This is a genomic window from Burkholderia sp. MSMB1459WGS, from assembly GCF_001534535.1.
GTDB lineage: Bacteria > Pseudomonadota > Gammaproteobacteria > Burkholderiales > Burkholderiaceae > Burkholderia.
The window spans coordinates 76,118-94,730 of record NZ_LPMU01000037.1; the positions used below are offsets into that span (position 1 = coordinate 76,118).

An 18,613-nucleotide genomic window follows, 5' to 3' on the forward strand; every position below is an offset into this window, starting at 1 on the left:
AGCGGGACGAACGGCATGCGCCGGACTGCCTGCGATCGTAGGGGCCGCCGGCTGCCGCCGGAACCATCGGCTGACTTATCATGATCGGTATTTCCGATCACCGGTCTCGCAGCTTCCCATGGCGTTCACGCTGTCCCAGCTCCGCATCTTCCAGGCCGTCGTCGAGCACGGCAGCCTGCGCGCGGCCGCACGCGCGCTCGATCTCGCGCAAAGCGGCGTCTCGCAGCAACTGCAGGGCCTCGAGGCGACGCTCGGCGCGACGCTGTTCACGCGCACCAATCGCGGGATCGTGCCGACGGCCGTCGGCCAGCGGCTGCTCGCGCGCTCCGGTTCGATCCTCGGCGAATGCGATCAGGTCGAGCGGGAGATCCGTCAGTTGAGCGGCGCCTACGAAGGCACCGTCACGCTCGGCCTCGTGACCGAGCCGCTGATCGACGCGTTCGCGCCGGTGCTGACCGCGTTCCGCGCGCGCTTCGACAAGGTGGACGTGCACCTGCGCACCGGCACGTCGCGGATGATGATCGGCTGGCTGCGCGAAAGCGCGGTCGATTTCGCGATCGCGCTGGTCGCGAAGCAGACCGACACGACCGATCTCGCGGTCACGCCGCTGCGCACGTCGGCGCCGGTGGTCGTCTGCCGCAACGGGCACCCGGCGATGCATGCGCGATCGCTCGCCGAGCTGGCCGGCCACGCATGGGTGTCCACGCGCTCGCCGAACCTGAGCGCCGACCCGGTCGTCAACCGGCTGCTCGCGTACTTCGACGCGCACGGCCAGCCGCCGCCGAAGATCCTCGCGACCGTCGAAGGGATGTTCGAGACGCTGCAGATCGTCACGCAGACCGATTCCCTCGCGCTCGAAACCGAAACGATCACGCGGCACGGGCCGTTCGCCGGCGCGCTCGTGAAGGTGCCCGTGCGCGAACGGGCCGAAGCGCAGGACGTCTGCCTGCTGCAGCGCGCGGCCGTACCGCTGACGCCGGCCGCGCAGGAACTCGCGACGATGCTCGCGTCGTATCTGAGGGTGGTGAGCGGACGGTAAGCGCATACGGCCGCGCGCGCCGCCCCCATCACGCCTCGCGCGTCAGTCCAGCGATTCGCGCGCGGTCTCGCGCAGCATCGCGACCGCGATCAGCGACAGCACCACGCACGCGGCCACGTAGCCCGCCGGTGCGAGCTTGCTGCCGGTCGTCTTCACGAGCCAGGTCGCGATCAACTGCGCGGTGCCGCCGAAGATCGTCACCGCGAGCGCATACGCGATCGAGATGCCCGTCGCCCGCACGTGGCGCGGCAGCGACTCGCACATCAGCGCCATTTCCGATGCGGAGCCGAGCGAATAGAACAGCAGCATCAGCGCGGTCAGCGGCAGGATCACCGACAGCGTCGGATGATGGTTCATCAGCCAGAATGCCGGAAACAGCAGCGCGACCAGCACGCCGCGGCCGACGAAGATCGGCAGGCGCCGGCTGCCGAGCTTGTCCGACAGCCAGCCGAACAGCGGGCACGTAACCAGCATCACGCAGCCCGACGCGACGCCGACGAACATCGACAGCTTCATCGGCAGGCCGAGCGTGTGGATCGCGTAGGTCGGCATGTAGAACGTCAGGATGTAGGTCGACACCGTGCCGCCCATCACCGTGAGCATCAGCAGCAGCACCGTGCGCGCGTGCTTCGAGAACAGCTCGTGCAGCACGCCGCGCTCGATGCCGTGATGGCGGTCGCCGGGCGCGTCGTCCGCGAGCCGGCGACGCAAAAACATCCCGACCGGCGCGATCAGCACGCCGACGAGGAACGGCAGCCGCCAGCCCCAGCCTTCCAGCGCGTCCTTCGTCATCGTGTTCGACAGCAGCGCCGCGAACCCCGAGCCCATCAGCGCGGCGCCGCCTTGCGTCGCGAGCTGCCAGCTCGCGCGGAACCCGCGGCGCGACGTGCCGCCCTGTTCGAGCAGCGTCGACGTCGCCGCGCCGAATTCGCCGCCTTGCGAGAAGCCCTGCAGCAACCGCGCGAACACCACGAGCAGCGGCGCGGCCACGCCCACCTGCGCATAGGTCGGCGCGATCGCGATCAGGCCGGTGCCGAGCGCCATCAGCATGATCGTCAGGTTCATGAAGAAGCCGGCGGCGAACGTCGCGACCGACAGCAGCAGCGACGTGGTCGGGTCGCTCGACGGGAAGAACAGCTTGCCGATCAGCACCGCGAAGAAGCCGTACACGGTGAAATCGAAGAATTCCAGCCAGTTGCCGATCACGGCCGCGGCGATCGCGCCGCGCCGCGTGACGGCAGGCGCGCCGGGCGCCCCGGCTTCGGCGGCGCCCGGCGACGCGGGGTGCAGCGCGAGATGGTCTTTCTGCATCGCTCTCCTCTCCTCTCAATGCGGCCGGAAGCGCCGGCTGCGCGCCGCCGTTGCGATCACTGCCCGAGGTAACGCTCGACGAGGCGCGTCCAGAACGCGGCGCCGATCGGCAGGTTGCGATCGTTGAAGTCGTATTTCGGGTTGTGCACCATGCAGCCGTCCTCGCCTTCGCCGTTGCCGAGCCGCACGAACGAGCCGGGCCGCTGCTGCAGCATGAATGCGAAATCCTCGCTGCCCATCAGCAGGTCGGCCTGCTCGACCACGTGCGCATCCCCGACGAGTTCGCGCGCGACCTGCGCGGCGAAATCCGTTTCGGCATCCGTATTGACGACGACCGGATAGCCTTCGATGTACTCGACGTTCGCGGTCGCGCCGTAGCTCGCGGCCTGCGTTTCGGCCAGCTCGGTGATGCGACGCTTGAGCAGCGCGCGCACCTCGGGGCTGAACGAACGCACGCTGAGTTCGAGGCGCGCGCCGTTCGGAATCACGTTGTTCGCGGTGCCCGCGTGCATCGAGCCGACCGTGACCACCGCCGGCTGCGACGGGTCGACGTTGCGCGCGACGATCGTCTGCAGCGCCATCACGATGCTCGCCGCGACCACCACCGGGTCGACGGTCAGATGCGGCCGCGCCGCGTGGCCGCCGACGCCTTCGATCGTGACGATCGCCTTGTCGCCCGCCGACATGAACGGGCCGCGCCGCGTGAGGAAGACGCCGGGCGCCGCGCCCGGATGGTTGTGCATGCCGAACACGGCGTCGCACGGGAAACGCTCGAACAGGCCGTCGTCGATCATCTTCTTCGCGCCGCTGTCGACGCCGTGCTCTTCCGCCGGCTGGAAATACAGGTGCACGGTGCCCGAGAAGTTGCGCGTCTTCGCGAGATGCTGCGCGGCGCCGAGCAGCATCGTCGTGTGGCCGTCGTGGCCGCATGCGTGCATCTTGCCGTGCGTGCCGCTCGCATACGGCAGGCCGGTCGCCTCGACGATCGGCAGCGCATCCATGTCCGCGCGAATGCCGATGCTGCGCGCGCCGTCGCCCACCCGCAGCGTGCCGACGACGCCCGTCTTGCCGACCCCGCGCGTCACCTGCCAGCCCCATTGCTCGAGCTTGTCCGCGACGAGCGCGGCCGTGTCGTGCTCTTCGTACGCGAGTTCGGGATGGTGATGGATGTGGTGACGGATCTCGCGCAGCCCGCCTGCGGCGGGCATCAGATCCTCGACTTCGGTGAATCGGGTAGCGGTGGTCATCAAGGGGCTCCTGCCGTTCGTCTGCGCACGCGGGGATGCGTGCGGGAAAGCGAGCCACTATAGCGAGCCGATATCCGCGCAATAAGATGCGGAATTTTTCACCGCGATAAGGTTTTTTAATCAGGGTTAATACGGGGGCATCGGTCCGGTGTGGCTTTCGATCGGATAGGGATACAGGCTCACGATGGATAGCCCGTACACCCAGTCGAAAACGGCTTTCCACCCTGACCGGGAAGCCCGACCCGGCAAGTGGCGCCGCCCTTTCATCGCGTGCCGCGGCGAAGGATGTATCGCAATCGCTTCAAGCCTCGGCCGCCGACGTGACCAACATGTCGATCAAATTGCGGGACGCGGCCGACAGGCGGCGATGCGGCGCGTAGACGACCGAAAACGGCCGTGTGCGCCCGCGCAGATGGGGTAACACTTCGACGAGATTTCCGGCCCGGATCCGATCCTGAACGATGAAGTCGTAGGTCTGGCAGATACCGCCGCCACTCTGCGCCATCGACACGACACCGAGCACATCGTCGGACACCGCGACGTTCGAAGCCGGCAGCCAATCGATGTCCCGATCGCCGTCACGGAATACCCAGGGCGCGATACGGCCGCTGCTGGGCAGCATGAACGGCAAACAAAGATGGTGCTCCAGGTCGGCCACGTTTGCGGGCGTGCCGGCGTGGGCGACGTACTCGGGCGACGCGACAAGGCACAGCGCCGCATCCTCGAGCTTGCGCGCGACCAGACCGCTGTCCGGCAATTCGCCCAGACGGATCGCCAGGTCGAAACCTTCGGCCACGAGATCCACGTTCCGGTTCGCGATGTTCAACTCCACGCGAACGTGCGGGTGTTCCCGCGTGAACCGTCGAAGCAGCGGCGGCAGACGATAGTGCCCGTACGTCGTCGGTACGCTCAGCCGGACATGGCCGGTCAAGGTACCGCCGTGCCCCTGAATGGCCCGCTCGGCGTCATCGATCAGCAAAAACGCCGCGCGCGATTGCTCCAGATAGAGCCTGCCGTGCTCCGTCAGGCTCAACCGCCGCGTGGAACGACGCAACAACTGCGTGCCCAGCCGGGCTTCCAGACGGGTGATGGCCCGGCTCAACACGGACGGCGTGCTGCCCAATGCCACCGCGCCGGCCGTCATCGAGCCTTTTTCGACCACCGTCACGAACGCTTCCACGTCACCGAGATGGTCGAATTTGCGCGCCATCTTGTCCTCCAAAGAACAAAAGATTTACTTTCGCGCGAGTTTATCTCCGCTGGCGAGCCAAATAAAGTGCGTGCGTCGTGACTGCATCGCCGAGTCACCCATTGAAATCCAGGAGCACAGCATGAATGGCCAACATCGCGACCGGCAGGATCTGTCGGTTCTATTCGTACTCACGAGCCACGCGAAGAAAGGCTCGACCGGCGAGCCGACCGGTTTCTATCTCGGCGAAGTGACGCATCCGCTGGCCGAACTGGACGCCGCCGGCATTCCCGTCGAATTCGCGTCCATTCAGGGCGGCGAACCGCCGGTCGACGGGCTCGATCTCGACGACGAAATCAACGCCCGGTATTGGCGCGATGCGGCTTTCCGCGACGCGCTGCGCCACACGCAGCGGCTCGGCGACGTCGACGCGTCGAAATATGCGGCGGTCTTCTTTGCCGGCGGTCATGGCGCAATGTGGGATTTTCCCGGCAATGCCGACGTGGAAAAGGTGACGCGCACGGTCCATGAAGCGGGTGGCGTGGTCGGCGCCGTCTGTCACGGCCCGGCCGCATTGGTCGACGTGAAGCTCGACGACGGGACATATCTCGTCGCCGGCAAGAATCTGAGCGCATTCACGGACGAAGAAGAACGGGCGGTCCAGCTCGATCGCGTCGTCCCCTTCCTGCTCGCGAGCACCTTGAAGCAGCGTGGCGCACTTCACGATCCCGCGCCGAACTGGACCGCGAAGGTCGTCGTCGACGGACGGCTCGTGACTGGCCAGAACCCGCAGTCGGCTTCCGGCGTAGGCGCCGCGATGCGTCATCTGTTGCTCACCCGTTCACGACAAGCCTGAAACTTCCCGATGGAGAAAACGATGTATTCGATGCGCAAGCTCGCCGTGGCGGCACTGCTCGGCATGGCCGCATACGGCACTCATGCGGCCAACGTGCTCGTGGTGTTGTCGGATTCCGATCACCTCGACCTGAAGGATGACAAGGTCTTCGCGACGGGCTTCTACCTGAACGAACTGATGCAGCCCGTGAAGGCGCTGCTCGATGCCGGCCATCAGGTGACCTTCGCCACGCCGCAGGGCAAGGCGCCGACGCTGGACGTCACGTCGGCCGACAAGATGTACTTCGGCGGCGACGACCACGCGATGCGCGACTACCGGGCCTTGCTCGACCGCCTACAAATCACGTCGCGCGAGCATTCGCCGGTGATCAGCCTGGCTCGGGTGGAGCAGATCGGTTACGGGCACTTCGACGCCGTCTATGTTCCCGGCGGCCATGCGCCGATGCAGGACCTGTCGACCAGCCCCGCAGTGGGCAGATTGCTGGCCGACTTTCACGCGCGCGGCAAGACCACGGCGCTCGTTTGCCACGGCCCGATCGCGCTGCTGTCGACGCTGCCCGATGCGCCCGGCTTTGCACGAAAGCTCGCGGCGGGAAACGCAGGCGACGGCGACACGAAATGGATCTACGCCGGTTACCGGATGACGGTGATCAGCAACGCGGAAGAAGAGCAAGCCAAAGGGCTGCTCGGCGGCGGCGCGATGAAGTTCTATCCGCAGACTGCATTGCAACGCGCGGGCGGCATTTATAGCAGTAACGAGGTGCCGTTCACCGCGCACGTGGTGACCGACCGCGAATTGATCACCGGACAGAATCCGGCGTCGGCGCTGGACGTCGCCGGCGAAATGCTGAAGCGGCTCAAGTAAGCCGTGCAATCGACCGGCAATGCCGGTTCCTCGATGAGTCAAGGAGAAGCAAACCGTGGATCTGCAACTTGAAGGAAAAACCGCGATCGTCACCGGCGCCACTGCCGGCATCGGCATGGCGATCGCGCGAACGTTGGCCGCGGAAGGTGTCGCGGTCACGATCACCGGGCGGCAACGTGACAAGCTCGACGCGGCCGTGGCCGAGCTTTCCGCTAGCGCGCAGCGTGGCAACGTCCGCGGCATCGTCGCCGACGTGAGCAACGACCGAGGTGCCGCGGAACTGATCGATGCCCAGCCGGACACGGATATTCTCGTGAACAATCTCGGCTACTACGAAGCGAAGCCGTTCGCGGAGATCACCGATGACGACTGGCTGCGAATGATCGACGTCAACGTGATGTCGGGTGTCAGGCTGTCACGTCATTACTTTCCTCGCATGCTTGCGAAGAACTGGGGGCGTGTGATCTTCATGTCCAGCGAAGTCGGCGCATTCACACCGCCGGACATGGTGCACTACGGTGTCAGCAAATCGGCTCAACTCGCGGTCTCGCGCGGAATGGCCGAACTGACGAAGGGAACCGGCGTGACCGTCAACAGCGTACTGCCATCCGCCACGCGATCCGAAGGCATCGTCGCCTATCTTCGGCAAACCGCGCCACGGCCCGATATGACCGATGCGGAAATCGAATCGCACTTCTTCGACACGTATCGTCCAAGCTCGCTGATTGCCCGCATGATCGAGGCCGACGAGATTGCCGCGATGGTGGCGTTGCTGGCCAGTCCTTTGGGCGCGGCATCCAATGGCGCCGCGGTGCGCGTCGAGGGCGGCACCTACCGCTCGATTCTCTGATCAAGCGCTGGCTCCGTCCGCCTTCAAACGTATCGCCCGATTGCGGACGACATCGTTTCGTTGGCGGCTTCAAATTCGCGACATCCTCCCGCGCTATGCAAATCCGTACAACTTCGCCGGGTTCGTGACGAATATCAATTGCTGCCAGTCCCGCCGCTCGATCCAGCCGGCGATCACGTCCAGCATGCTTGCATCGTCCGGCTTGTCCGTCTTCTGCGTCGGGTGCGGCCAGTCGGTGCCCCAGAGCATGCGTTCCGGTGCCATGTCGATCAGCGCCTTCGCGACCGGTGCGACGTCGTCGTAGGCAGGCGCGCCCGTCTTGCTGTCGACGTACGGTCCCGATAACGTGATCCACGTATGGCCCTTTTCAACGAGGCGTTGCGCGGTACGAAACGCGGCCGACGACAGCCCGCCGGGCTGCGGCACATGCGCGATATGGTCGATGACGAGCGGACAAGGCAGCACCGCGAGATGACGCTCCAGCTCCGGTAGCCGCGCGCCCTGAACCACCAGCTCGATATGCCATCCGAGGTTCGCGATACGGGCGGCGAGTGGCGCCAGCATGTCGAGCGTCGTCGCGCCCGGATAGCTCAGGTTGAACCGGATCGCACGGATGCCGCCGCGATCGAGCGCCCGAAGTTCGTCGTCGCTCACTGTGCCGTCGACCACGGCGACGCCACACGCGTCGGCGCCGAACTGCGCGAGCGCCGCCAGCGTGCAGCGATTGTCCGTTCCGTACGTCGACGGCGTCACGACCACGTTGCGCTTCACGCCGATACGCGCCTGCACGCTTCGGTATTGCGCGACGGTCGCATTCGGCGGTCGCAGCGTCGTGCCCGGCGCGACCGGGAACCGGTCGTCGTAGATGTGCATGTGACAGTCGACCGCCCCTTCTGGCAACTGGAACGCCGGCCGCTCGGTGCCGCCCGACCACGTTTCGGCGGCGGCGGCCCGCCTCGGCAATACCGCCGAAGCCAGCGTCGCGCCGGCGATCCGGAGGAACCCGCGTCTCGCGATGCGTGCCATGATCAGATGGTCCCCGTCTTGCCGACCAGCTTGCCGGCCGCATGATTGCGCGTGAGCAGCAACAGCGTCGCGACGCTCACGAGCGTGAGGATCGCGAGCGGCATCAACGCGAGCGCGTAGCTGCCCGTCGCCGCCTTCACCCACCCGTACACGTTCACCATCAGCCCGCCGCCGAGCAGGTTCGCGATCGCGTTGACCGTCGCAAGCCCGGCCGCCACGGTGCTGTTGGACAGCATGTCGGTCGCGAGCGCCCAGAACGGGCCCTTGAACGAATACGCGCCGACCAGCACCGCGCAGAGCATGCAGATCGTCGGCAGCAGCGATCCGCTCAGCGATGTCGCGAACAGGCCCACGCCGATCAGCAGCATCGGCACGACCGTGTGCCAGCGACGTTCGCCGACGCGGTCCGAGCGCCGGCCCCAGTAGACCATCAGGATCGAGGCCACGGCGTACGGCACCGAGTTCAGCAGGCCCGTTTCCATGACCGTCAAGCCGAACGACTTCAGCAACTGCGGCTGCCACACGGACAGCGTGCTGCCTGCCGCGGAAGCACACGTGTCGACGAGCGCAAGGCACAGTACGTAGCGGTTGCGGAACAGCTGCGTGAGCGGCAGCGACGGCACTTTCTTGCGTGTCTTGTGGCCGGCAGCCAGCGCGCTCGAGAGCCACGCGCGCTCGTCGTCGCCAAGCCACCTCGCGTTTTCCGGCTTGTTCGTCAGCATGAACAGGCACGCGATGCCGAGCAGCACGGTTGGAATGCCTTCGAGGATGAACAGCCAGTGCCAGCCACGCAGCCCCCAGACACCGTCCATCTGCAACAGCAGCGCGGAGATCGGCGAGCCGATGAAACTCGCGGCCGGAATCGCGACCATGAACGTCGCGACGATCCGCGCACGGTACTGCGCGGGAATCCAGTACGACAAATAAAGCAGCACGCCCGGGAAGAAGCCGGCCTCGGCCGCGCCCAGCAGGAAACGCAGCACGTAGAACGTCGTCGCGTTGTGCACGAGCGCGGTCGCCGCCGACACGATGCCCCACGTGATCATGATCCGGGCGATCCAGATCCGCGCGCCGTATTTCTGCAGCGCGAGATTGCTCGGCACTTCGAAAAAGAAGTACGAAATGAAGAACAGGCTGCTGCCGAAGCCGAAGACCTGTGCCGACATCCCGAGATCGTGGTTCATCTGCAGCGACGCCATCCCCACGTTGCCCCGATCGATGAAGGCAAGCAGGTAGCAGAGCATCAAGAAAGGAATGAGTCGCCAGACGACCTTTCGTATGGTCCGGCGCTCGATCGCGGACGCGTCCATGAAACCGGTTTGCATGTTGTCTCCGTTTATTGTGCGCCTGAGCGCGTTCCTGTGAACCGTTGCCACGCGATGACCGCGATGACCCCGCACGCGAGCACGGCGGCCATGGCGGCAAAGGTGTGTCGCACGCCGAGCGCTTCCGATGCGCTTCCGACGAGCAGGTAACCGAACGGCATCGTGCCGTTGTAGGCCATGCCGTACATCCCGACGAGCCCGCCGCGCACCTGATCCGGACACTGGCGCTGAATGGTCGCGTTCGTCGACGTGGCCGCGAACGTGAGGCTGAAGCCGAGCGCATAGAACGCGGGAATCGATCCCGCCGCATCGGTCGTCGCGGCCAGCACGGCAAGCGCGCCGACTGCCGTCCACGGCGCATACGCGATGAACCGGTGCGACGCGCGCGGCCCGAGCGCCGACGACAGCAGCACCGCCGCGCTCAACGAGCCGGCGCCGGCGCATGCGAAAAACACGCCGGTAAAGCGTGCCGCGTCGTGAAAACCCTGGTCCGCGAGCAGCGGCACGAGCGTCTGGTAGCTGCCGGCGAACAGGCCGATGCATGCGAGAATCGGCAGATAGCGGGCCGAGAACGCATCGGACAGCACGTAGCCGACCGCGTCACGCAGGCCGCTCTCGGCGCGCGACGGGCGGTCCGCCGACGCGGTCCGGATCGACCGCACGCACGTCGCCATGAAGCAGAGCGCGAGCGCATAGATCGCAAACGACGTCCTCGGCCCCAGCGTCGGATAGACGAACCCGGCGATGGTCGGGCCGACCATGCGCCCGACGTTGTAGACCATCGTGTTCATCGCGACCGCGTTGGAGGTGTGCGTCGCATCCTGCAGGCTCGTCAGCAGCAGCACCTGCCGCGCGGGCGTTTCCACCGCGCTCGACACGCCAATCGCGAGCGCATGCGCGAGGATCAGCTTCACGCCGAGCAGGCCGAGCAGCGACCACGTGAAGAGGCTGCCCGTCAGCAGCAGCGACGCCGTCAGCACGCATAGCGTCACGCGGCGCGCGTTGGCCGAGCCGATGCGCGAACCCGCTACCGGTGCGACGATCAGCTGCGGCCCGTACAGCAGAAAATTGAGCAGCGCGAGGATCGCTCCGGAGCCGGACAGGTGATAGGTCAGCAGATTGAGCGTGACGTTCTGCGTCCAGCTGCCGAGCACCGACGCGACCTGCCCGCTCAGATAGCGCCGCAGCGACGCCTCCGACAGCGCGGGAAACAGCCTGTTCACCCACCCGGCTTGCGTTGCCACGTTCATGACAGCGCCTTTCCGCGCGTTTCGGGCGCGAACAGCACGACCGCGGCCGCGGCGATGAACGCGACGATCGTCGTCGCGAGCCCGAGCACGAAACCGCCCGACGTCGACGCCAGCGCACCGATGACCAGCGGCGCGATGAACCCGCCGAGCCGGCCGCCGTTATACGCGAGGCCCATGAAGAACCCACGCGAGGCCGTGTTACCGATGATCTCCGCGAGGAACGGGCCGGCGCCCGCGAAGATGCCGTTCACGCTGAAACCGGTCACAAAGATCGCGGCCATCAGCAGCCACGGATTCACCGACACGATGTACACGCCGACGGCCATCGCGCCGACCAGCAGGTAGGCCAGGAACATCGGCCGCCGGCCGAGCCGGTCGACCCATGCCGAGAACAGCAGAAACCCGGTGATCGCGCCGAACTGCAGCGCCAGCACGAACTTCAGGCTATGCACGAAGTCGAGGTGCTTTACCGTGATGAGGAACGTCGGCGTCCACGTGAATACGCCCCAGTAGAGGTATTGCAGAAAGAAGATGAAGCAAAACGCGGTGAGCAGGCCGCGCACGTTCAGCTTCTCGCGACTCACCGTGTCGAGCTTGCGGGCCTGCGACTTCGCCTGCCGGCGCTCGAGCCAGATCGGCGATTCCGGCGTCTTGCGCGCGACCCAGAACAGAATGAAAAACGGCGACGCACCGATCAGGAACAGCAGACGCCAGCCGTCGCCGGCCAATCCGCCCTGCGCGGCGCCGACGATGCCCGAGATCGCGATCGCGAGAATCGCGCCGATCGGCAAGCCCATCTGCATCAGCGCGCCGCCTTTGCCGCGCCGGCTCGGGTGCCAGGTCTCCGCGATGAGCGCCGCGCCGGCGGTCCAGGTGCCGCCCATGCCGAGCGCGCCGAAAAAGCGCAGCGCGGCAAACGAGTGCGCGTCGGGCGCGAATGCGATCAGGCCGGAGAACAGCGAGTAGATGCCGACGCAGAGCATCGCGGTACGCACGCGTCCGATCCGGTCCGACACGAAGCCGAACAGAATGCCGCCGACGATCTGTCCGGCCGCCGTGACGCTCGTGAACATGCCGAGCTGCGCCTTGCTCAGCCCGAACTGCAGCGCGAGCGTCGGCAGCAGCAGCGAAAGCAGGAACGAGTCGTAGCTCTCGAACGTCCAGCCGAGCCCCGCGAGCGACAGCGAACGCCACTCGATACCGGTCACGCGCGTCAATCCTTTTTCCGCGGCTGCGGAATCGATTTCCTGCGTCGCCACGGTTGCACTCGTCTTCATGGGTTGTCTCCGGGAATCGCGACGCGATACGTCGTTGCGGCTGTCCGGCTGAACAGCGCGGCCTTTTCATCGGCCGACATCGCGGCCGCGAGTCGTTTGAAGGCGTTCCACAGCACGCGATAGCTGAACATCCCCTTGTCGACGGGGAAGTTGCTTTCGAACATGCAGCGATCGACGCCGAAGCGTTCGACGCAGGTGTCGAAATACGGCTGCCACGCCGCCGCCAGCTCCTGCGACGACGGCGGCAGGTCGCGCGCGGCGAAGTCGGAACCGAATACGGTCATGCCCGCGCCGCCGAGCTTGATGCGCGTGTTCGGCAGCGCGGCGAGACGCGCGAGTTGCCGTTTCCATTGCGCATGCACTTCGGCACGCCGGCCGGCATGCGGACCCACGCCGACCGGGCCGCCGAAATGGTCGATGACGACGATGACGTGCTCGGATGCGCGTGCGAGTTCGTACAGGTCGTCGAGCTGCGTGTGATAGACCCACGCGTCCAGCGCCAACCCGTAGCGAGCGAGCGCGGTCACGCCCTGCCGGAAAGCGGGATCCGACATGCGGTCGCGCGGCGGCGTCACCGGGCTCGATCGCACGTCGGGGCTCGCATGCCAGGCGAGCGGATTGCGGATTCCGCGCAGTCGCCCGCCGGACACCTGCAGCATCGTGTCGAGCACCGCATCGAGTTCTGCGCCGAGCGACAGATCGGCGCCGCCGACGATGGCCTCGCAGCATCGCGCGGGGCCGTAAGCGCCGCTGTCGAACATCGCGGCGATGCCGCTCGCGAATTCCACTTCGCCAACCGGCTTGAGCGCGTCCGGCCCGCTTGCGCGCAACATCGAGCGGCACTGTACGTAGACCGTCGACACGATCCGATGCCCGCTGCGCAGATCCGCGCCGAACTCGTCCGCGAGATAGCGTCCGGTCTGGCGGTCCCACAGGTGATGATGGGCATCGACGATGGCCAGCTCGGGTTCGAGCACCGGCTCGTCGCGCAATGCGAGCCACTCGGGCCGGACAGGAAGATGGGGTGCGTGAACGGTCTGCATCGCCCTCGCCTTAGAACTTCTGGCGCATGCCGATCACCACGCCCGTCTGGTTGTGATCGGGTGCGACCGTGCCATAGCCGTTCACGCCGAGCGCGGAGCCGCCCTTGTTGCGCGCGAAACCCGCCGTCGCATAGATATCGGTGCGCTTCGACAGCAGATAGTCCGCACAGAGCACGGCGAGCCACGGATCGGCGCCGGTCGAATGCACGTCCTGGTAATAGGCGGTTGCCGTGACCACGAACGCCGGCGACACCGCGTATTGCGCGCCGGCCCAGTACAGGTTCGCCGCGCTGGCTTCGGCGCCGTTCGCGACGCGAATCGGGTTCGCCGGCATGAACACGTTCGACGCACGGAGATAGCGATAGCCGGCGAAGCCCTTCACCGACCCGATCGCATACGACGCGGCGGCCGTGGCGCGCCGCTCGGTGCCCGTGTTCGTCGCGACGGTGTTACTGTTGCGCTGCTCGTACGACACGCTCGCGGCGAGCGGCCCTTGCGCGAAAGTCAACGCCCCGCTGAAGAAGCGGCCGGTGAGTTGCGCGCCCGGCACCTCGGCGCCGTACCCGGTGTCGTAGCGGGTGCTGACCATCGCCTGCGCCGTCACCGGACCGAACACGCCGGTGTACTTCGCCGAATTGTCGATACGTGCGGCCGCCGCGTAGTCGAGCGACAGCACCGAGTACCGCGATGACGCGCCCATCGGGTCGAAGGCCACGGCCTGGTCGTAGAAGAGTGCGTTCTGGCGGCCGAACGTCAGTTGCTGGCCTCGGTACGACAGCCCGACCCACGCCTGCCGGCCGAAAATTCGCGACGTCGTGGCGGCGTTCGGACCAAGGCCTTTCGTCGACTGCGCAGTCGTGCCGTCGTTGATGTTGAAGCCGTCTTCCAGCTGGAAAATGGCCTTCATGCCGCCGCCGAGCTCCTCGACGCCCTTCAGCCCCCAGCGCGAACCGGACAGATTGCCCGATGCTTCGCGCGTCTGCGCGCCGCCGGTGCTCGTGTTGTTGATGTGCTCGATCCCGACGTCGGCAATGCCGTACAGCGTGACGCTGCTTTCTGCATGGGCGGCACCGCACCACGAGGCCGCGCTCGCGACGGTGAGGGCGCCGAGCACGAAGCGGGATGTCGGGCGGGTATTGCGGCTGACCTGATTCGACAACATGGAGTCTCCAAACTGTTTTTTATGGGTGGGTCTGACGAAGAAAAATTCACGTCCGGCGGGCTGCGGCCGCTTCGCCGGCGCCCGAGCCCGGATCGCCGAGCCACGCAATGGTCAACGCGCCGAGCAGCAGCACACCCGACACGGCGATGAGCGGCGCGGTGAAGCCACCGGAGAATTGCTTGAGCGCGCCGATCAGCGACGGCCCGACGAAGCCGCCGAGATTGCCGACCGACACGATCAGCGCGAGTCCGCCCGCGGCGGCCCGGCCGGTGAGGAATCCTGACGGGATCGCCCAGTACGTCGCCTGGAACGCGAGGATCCCGCTCACCGTGATGCACAGCGCGATCAGCTTGAACACCGGCGCATGAATGAAGGCGCTCGCGCACAACGCCACGGCGGCAACGGCCAGTGCGCCGGCGACGTACGGAATGCGGTTGGCCACGCGATTGGCCACACGCGCCCACCAGAGCATCATGACGGCACCAATTGCATACGGAATGGCCGTCAGCCAGCCGACCACCGCGTGTTCGACGCCGAACTGCTTGATGATCTGCGGCATCCACAAGCCGACACCGAGCGAGCCGACGATCCCGCAGAAGTTGATGAACGCGAGCACGAACACGCGCCAGTTCGTCATCGCGTCGCGCAGATTGCTGCCGTGCTTCGCGCCGATGTCGCGCTGCTCGAACGCGAGTCGCTTCGCGAGCGACGTCTTCTCTTCGTCACTGAGCCACGCCGCTTTCTCGGGACGGTCGGCCAGCACGAACAGGCACGCGATGCCGAGCAGCACCGCAGGGATGCCTTCGATCAGCAGCAGCCACTGCCAGCTGCGCAGCCCATGCAGGCCGCCGAGTTCGAGCAGCGCCCCGGAAATCGGCGAACCGACCATGTTCGCGACGGGAATGCCGACGAGGAATGCCGCCGTCACCTTCGCGCGCCACTTGCCGGGAAACCAGTGCGTGAAGTACAGGTAGATGCCGGGCGTGAACCCCGCCTCGGCGAGCCCGAGCAGGAAGCGCGCCGCCGCAAAGCTCTTCGGTCCGACGACGAACGCCGTCGCCATCGAGAACAGGCCCCACGTGATCATGATTCTTGCGATCCACACACGCGCGCCGACCTTCTGCATGATCAGGTTGCTCGGAATCTCGAACAGGAAATAGCCGATGAAGAACAGGCCGGCACCGAAGCCGAACTGCTCGGCCGTCAGCCCGAGATCCTTGTTCATCGTGAGTGCGGCAAAACCGACGTTGGTCCTGTCGAGATAGCTGATCACGTAGCAGACGAAGATGAACGGCAGAATGCGCCGGAACGCCTTGGCGAGCGTGCGCTCGCTGGCCGCGAAATCTTCGGCGGCAAGGCGCCCCGTGGCTGGCGCGTCGGCGCGCGGCGCGTCATCGCCGGCACGCAGCACGTGCGAAATGGTCATGCTTGTCTCCTTCGTCGCGCGGCTGGCGGCGCGATCTTTCGGCATGCGGACAGGAAGCCGGCGAGCGGCTTCCCGGCTCGTGGGTCTCAGTCCTTCTTCGCGGCCTGTTTCGGCAGCGGGCCGGCAATGCTCATGTCCGCTTTCAGGACGGAACCGGACGTCGATTCGGTGATGAAAAGCGTCTTCATGTCCGGCCCGCCGAAGCACACGCTCGTGAGCGACGCCCCTTTCGGACCGGTCAGGATCTCGACCGGCTCCGCGCAGTGGTTGAGTACCCACACGCGGCCGAGCCCCGGATTCGCGACGAACAGGCGGCCTTCGAGATCGACGGTAAGGCCGTCGGGGCCGCTCGGTCCGTACGACGTGAAGAACTGGCTGACCTTGGTGACCGCCCCGTCGGCCTGCAGCGGCATGCGCCAGACGGCATTGCCGCGCGTCATCGCGACGAACAGCACCTTCTCGTCGCGCGACAGGACGAGCCCGTTCGGGCTCGGGCAGGTGCCGAGCAGCATGTCGAGCTTGCCGTCGGGCGACAGCCGATACACGCGGCCCGTCGGATCGTGTAGCCCGGTCTGCCCCTGGTCGGTGAAATAGAGGTTGCCGGCCGAATCGAACGTCAGGTCGTTCACGCCCTTGAAGCGCTCGGTGTTGCGGCGCTCGAGATAAGAACGCACTTCACCGCGCTCGATATCGAGCAGCATCAGGCCGTTCCGGTAGTCGGTGATGATCAGGTGCGATGCGTCGAAGCGCTTCATCCCGTTGGGCTCGCCGTCGTATTCGGCGACGAGATCCCAGTCGCCGGACGGCGAAATACGGAAGATGCGTCCGTGCGGAATGTCGGTGACGAACAAATAGCCGTCCGGATCCCACACCGGCCCTTCGAGAAAGGAGTCCGTGACCATGCCGCCGCGGTTCGCGCGCGCCCATTCGGTGCGGACGTCCGGCTTCCGGAACTTCTCCGGCATGCGCGTGAACACGTCGGCTTCGCGCACTTCGGGACTCGTCAGATAAAACATGCGTACCTCGATGTTCAGGGTTCAAGCCGCGCTGTGCGCGCGTTCGTCGAGCACCGCGAGAACGTTGGCGGCCGCGCCCTTCCCCATGTTCACGTACGCGGCATCGCTCACGCCGCCGATATGCGGAGACAGAATCACGTTCGGGATCTGCTGGAACGGGTGCGGCGCCGTCATCGGTTCCACGTCGAAGCTGTCGAGCCCGGCCGCGCGCAAGTGGCCGCTCGCCAGCGCGTCGGCAAGCGCGGCTTCGTCGATCAAACCGCCGCGTGCGGTATTGACGAGAATCGCCCCGCGCTTGAAACGCGCGAGCGTGTCGCGGTTGAGCATCCGGCGGTTGTCGGCCGTCAACGGACAATGCAGCGACACGACGTCCGACTCCGCATACAGCGTGTCGAGCGGCACCCGCTTCACACCGGCCGGCGCTTCCTTCGCGAACGGATCGAACGCGAGCACCTTCATGCCGAACGCGGCGCCGATCGTGGCCACGCGCCGGCCGATCGCGCCGAGTCCGACGAGGCCGAGCGTGCGCCCGTCGAGTTCGACGGATTTGTGCGTCGACTTGTCCCAATGGCCTTCGCGCATGCGGACATCGAGCTGCGGAACCGACTTCGCACAGGCGAGCAGCAGCGCCCATGCGTGCTCGGCGACGGCGGCCGCATTCGCGCCGACCGCGGCGCGCACCGCGATGCCGCGAGCGGCGGCAGCGTCCTGATCGATCACGTCGATGCCGCTGCCGTGCTTCGAAATCACCTGCAGGTTGTCGGCCGCATCCATGATGCGGGCGTTGACCTTGCCGTACCGGACGATGATCGCGACCGGCTTGTGCCGCGTGCAGAGCGCCACGATCTCGTCTTCGGTCGGTTGCTTGCCGGCGAACACGACATCGAACTGAGCAAGCATCTCGAGCGCTTGCGGCGCAAGGTCGGCGGCGGTCACGAGGACCACGGGCTTATGCGAAGCGAGCTGCATCACAGTGCCTCGCCTTCGGCCAGCATGCCGGCCGCGCGCAGTTCCTTCTCGATCCAGCCCGGACGAAGGTCGCCCTTGTGGATCGCCTCGATACGCGCGGTTTCGACGTCGAGCTTTTTCTGCGCGAGATCGACGATGCGCGCGACGTCGGCGCGCGGAATGACGACGACGCCGTCGGCATCGCCGACCACCAGATCGCCCGGATTGACCGTCGTGCCGCCCAGCGAGATCGGCGCATTCACGCGCCCCGCGATGCTTTTGGTCGGGCCGCACGGATTGAGGCCGGCCGAGAAGATCGGATAGTCGCCGTTGGCCAGTTCGTGCGCATCGCGCACCGCGCCGTCGATGACGATGCCGGCGATGCCGCTCGCCTTCGCCTGCGCCGCCATGATTTCGCCGAGCAGTGCGCACGAGATGTCGCCCTTGCCGTCGACCACGACGACATCGCCCGGCTTCGCGACGGCGAGCGCCGCATGGATCGCCAGGTTGTCGCCCGGACGAACTTCGACCGTGATCGCCGGACCGGCGACCTTCATCTTCGGCGACAGCGGCCGCACGCGGCCATGCACCGTACCGCGGCGGCCCGCGACGTCGGCGAGGATCGCGGCCTGGTAACGCGCGGCCGCCTGAACGAGTTCCGGCGAGATGCGTTCGATGTCGCGATTGATCAGCGATGTGCTGACGAATGGGTTGCTCATGATTCGACCTCGGGTTGTGTGTTGTACTCTGTACAACTGTGGTGTACATAGTGAAATCACTATAA

The 18,613-nt window shown here is 66.3% G+C and carries 17 protein-coding genes; 4 read left to right on the plus strand and 13 right to left on the minus strand.

The features are described 5' to 3' along the window. The first annotated feature begins 118 nt into the window (after window positions 1–118). The gene (locus tag WT97_RS14635) at window positions 119–1,039 is read left to right on the plus strand and encodes a LysR family transcriptional regulator (RefSeq protein ID WP_060353676.1); all 921 of its coding nucleotides are present in this window, start codon (window positions 119–121) and stop codon (window positions 1,037–1,039) included. A 42-nt stretch (window positions 1,040–1,081) separates the two neighbouring features. Here the strand turns inward: WT97_RS14635 and WT97_RS14640 are convergent, their stop codons facing one another. The 3 genes from WT97_RS14640 to WT97_RS14650 all read right to left on the minus strand — a co-directional run bounded on the left by WT97_RS14640 (window position 1,082) and on the right by WT97_RS14650 (window position 4,807). Beyond that, complete coding sequence (locus WT97_RS14640) at window positions 1,082–2,350, minus strand: MFS transporter (protein WP_060353677.1); 1,269 nt, start codon at window positions 2,348–2,350, stop codon at window positions 1,082–1,084. Between the two features lie 56 nt (window positions 2,351–2,406). After that, a complete protein-coding gene (locus tag WT97_RS14645) occupies window positions 2,407–3,597 on the minus strand; it encodes a M20 aminoacylase family protein (RefSeq protein WP_059792942.1) in 1,191 nt (396 codons plus the stop codon). A 301-nt stretch (window positions 3,598–3,898) separates the two neighbouring features. Continuing rightward, entirely contained in the window at window positions 3,899–4,807 is a 909-nt protein-coding gene (locus tag WT97_RS14650) for a LysR family transcriptional regulator (protein ID WP_059792939.1), read from the minus strand. Between the two features lie 121 nt (window positions 4,808–4,928). Between WT97_RS14650 and WT97_RS14655 the strand changes: the two genes are divergently transcribed. The 3 genes from WT97_RS14655 to WT97_RS14665 are packed head-to-tail and all read left to right on the plus strand — an operon-like array spanning window position 4,929 to window position 7,356. Next, window positions 4,929–5,642, plus strand: coding sequence for a type 1 glutamine amidotransferase domain-containing protein (locus WT97_RS14655; protein WP_059499413.1), 714 nt, complete (start codon window positions 4,929–4,931; stop codon window positions 5,640–5,642). A 9-nt stretch (window positions 5,643–5,651) separates the two neighbouring features. Continuing rightward, entirely contained in the window at window positions 5,652–6,506 is an 855-nt protein-coding gene (locus WT97_RS14660; RefSeq protein ID WP_257128491.1) for a type 1 glutamine amidotransferase domain-containing protein, read from the plus strand. 55 nt (window positions 6,507–6,561) lie between these two features. Continuing rightward, window positions 6,562–7,356: an SDR family NAD(P)-dependent oxidoreductase gene (locus WT97_RS14665; protein WP_060353678.1), complete on the plus strand. Its 795-nt coding sequence runs from the start codon at window positions 6,562–6,564 to the stop codon at window positions 7,354–7,356. Window positions 7,357–7,449: 93 nt separating this feature from the next. On the opposite strand, the gene WT97_RS14670 is transcribed toward WT97_RS14665, so the two are convergent. The 10 genes from WT97_RS14670 to WT97_RS14715 form a co-directional block, all read right to left on the minus strand. After that, window positions 7,450–8,382 carry an amidohydrolase gene (locus WT97_RS14670; RefSeq protein ID WP_060353679.1) on the minus strand — a complete coding sequence of 311 codons (933 nt, stop codon included), beginning with the start codon at window positions 8,380–8,382 and terminating at the stop codon, window positions 7,450–7,452. Window positions 8,383–8,384: 2 nt separating this feature from the next. Then, window positions 8,385–9,707 (minus strand): MFS transporter, encoded by a 1,323-nt coding sequence (locus tag WT97_RS14675; protein WP_059792931.1) that lies wholly within the window; start codon window positions 9,705–9,707, stop codon window positions 8,385–8,387. Window positions 9,708–9,718: 11 nt separating this feature from the next. Further along, window positions 9,719–10,957 (minus strand): MFS transporter, encoded by a 1,239-nt coding sequence (locus WT97_RS14680; RefSeq protein ID WP_060353680.1) that lies wholly within the window; start codon window positions 10,955–10,957, stop codon window positions 9,719–9,721. Further along, window positions 10,954–12,234, minus strand: coding sequence for an MFS transporter (locus WT97_RS14685; RefSeq protein WP_060353681.1), 1,281 nt, complete (start codon window positions 12,232–12,234; stop codon window positions 10,954–10,956). The genes WT97_RS14680 and WT97_RS14685 overlap by 4 nt, the downstream gene beginning before the upstream one ends. After that, window positions 12,231–13,277, minus strand: a complete 1,047-nt coding sequence (locus WT97_RS14690) for an amidohydrolase (protein ID WP_060353682.1) — start codon at window positions 13,275–13,277, stop codon at window positions 12,231–12,233. Before WT97_RS14690 ends, WT97_RS14685 begins: the two co-directional genes overlap by 4 nt. A 10-nt stretch (window positions 13,278–13,287) precedes the next feature. Further along, window positions 13,288–14,439 carry a porin gene (locus WT97_RS14695; RefSeq protein ID WP_059792923.1) on the minus strand — a complete coding sequence of 384 codons (1,152 nt, stop codon included), beginning with the start codon at window positions 14,437–14,439 and terminating at the stop codon, window positions 13,288–13,290. A gap of 46 nt (window positions 14,440–14,485) precedes the next feature. Further along, window positions 14,486–15,865 (minus strand): MFS transporter, encoded by a 1,380-nt coding sequence (locus WT97_RS14700; protein WP_060353768.1) that lies wholly within the window; start codon window positions 15,863–15,865, stop codon window positions 14,486–14,488. Between the two features lie 86 nt (window positions 15,866–15,951). Next, window positions 15,952–16,881, minus strand: a complete 930-nt coding sequence (locus tag WT97_RS14705) for an SMP-30/gluconolactonase/LRE family protein (RefSeq protein WP_060353683.1) — start codon at window positions 16,879–16,881, stop codon at window positions 15,952–15,954. Between the two features lie 21 nt (window positions 16,882–16,902). Next, window positions 16,903–17,850: an NAD(P)-dependent oxidoreductase gene (locus WT97_RS14710; protein ID WP_060353769.1), complete on the minus strand. Its 948-nt coding sequence runs from the start codon at window positions 17,848–17,850 to the stop codon at window positions 16,903–16,905. After that, the gene (locus WT97_RS14715) at window positions 17,850–18,548 is read right to left on the minus strand and encodes a methyltransferase (protein ID WP_059792917.1); all 699 of its coding nucleotides are present in this window, start codon (window positions 18,546–18,548) and stop codon (window positions 17,850–17,852) included. Before WT97_RS14715 ends, WT97_RS14710 begins: the two co-directional genes overlap by 1 nt. Window positions 18,549–18,613: the final 65 nt, after the last annotated feature.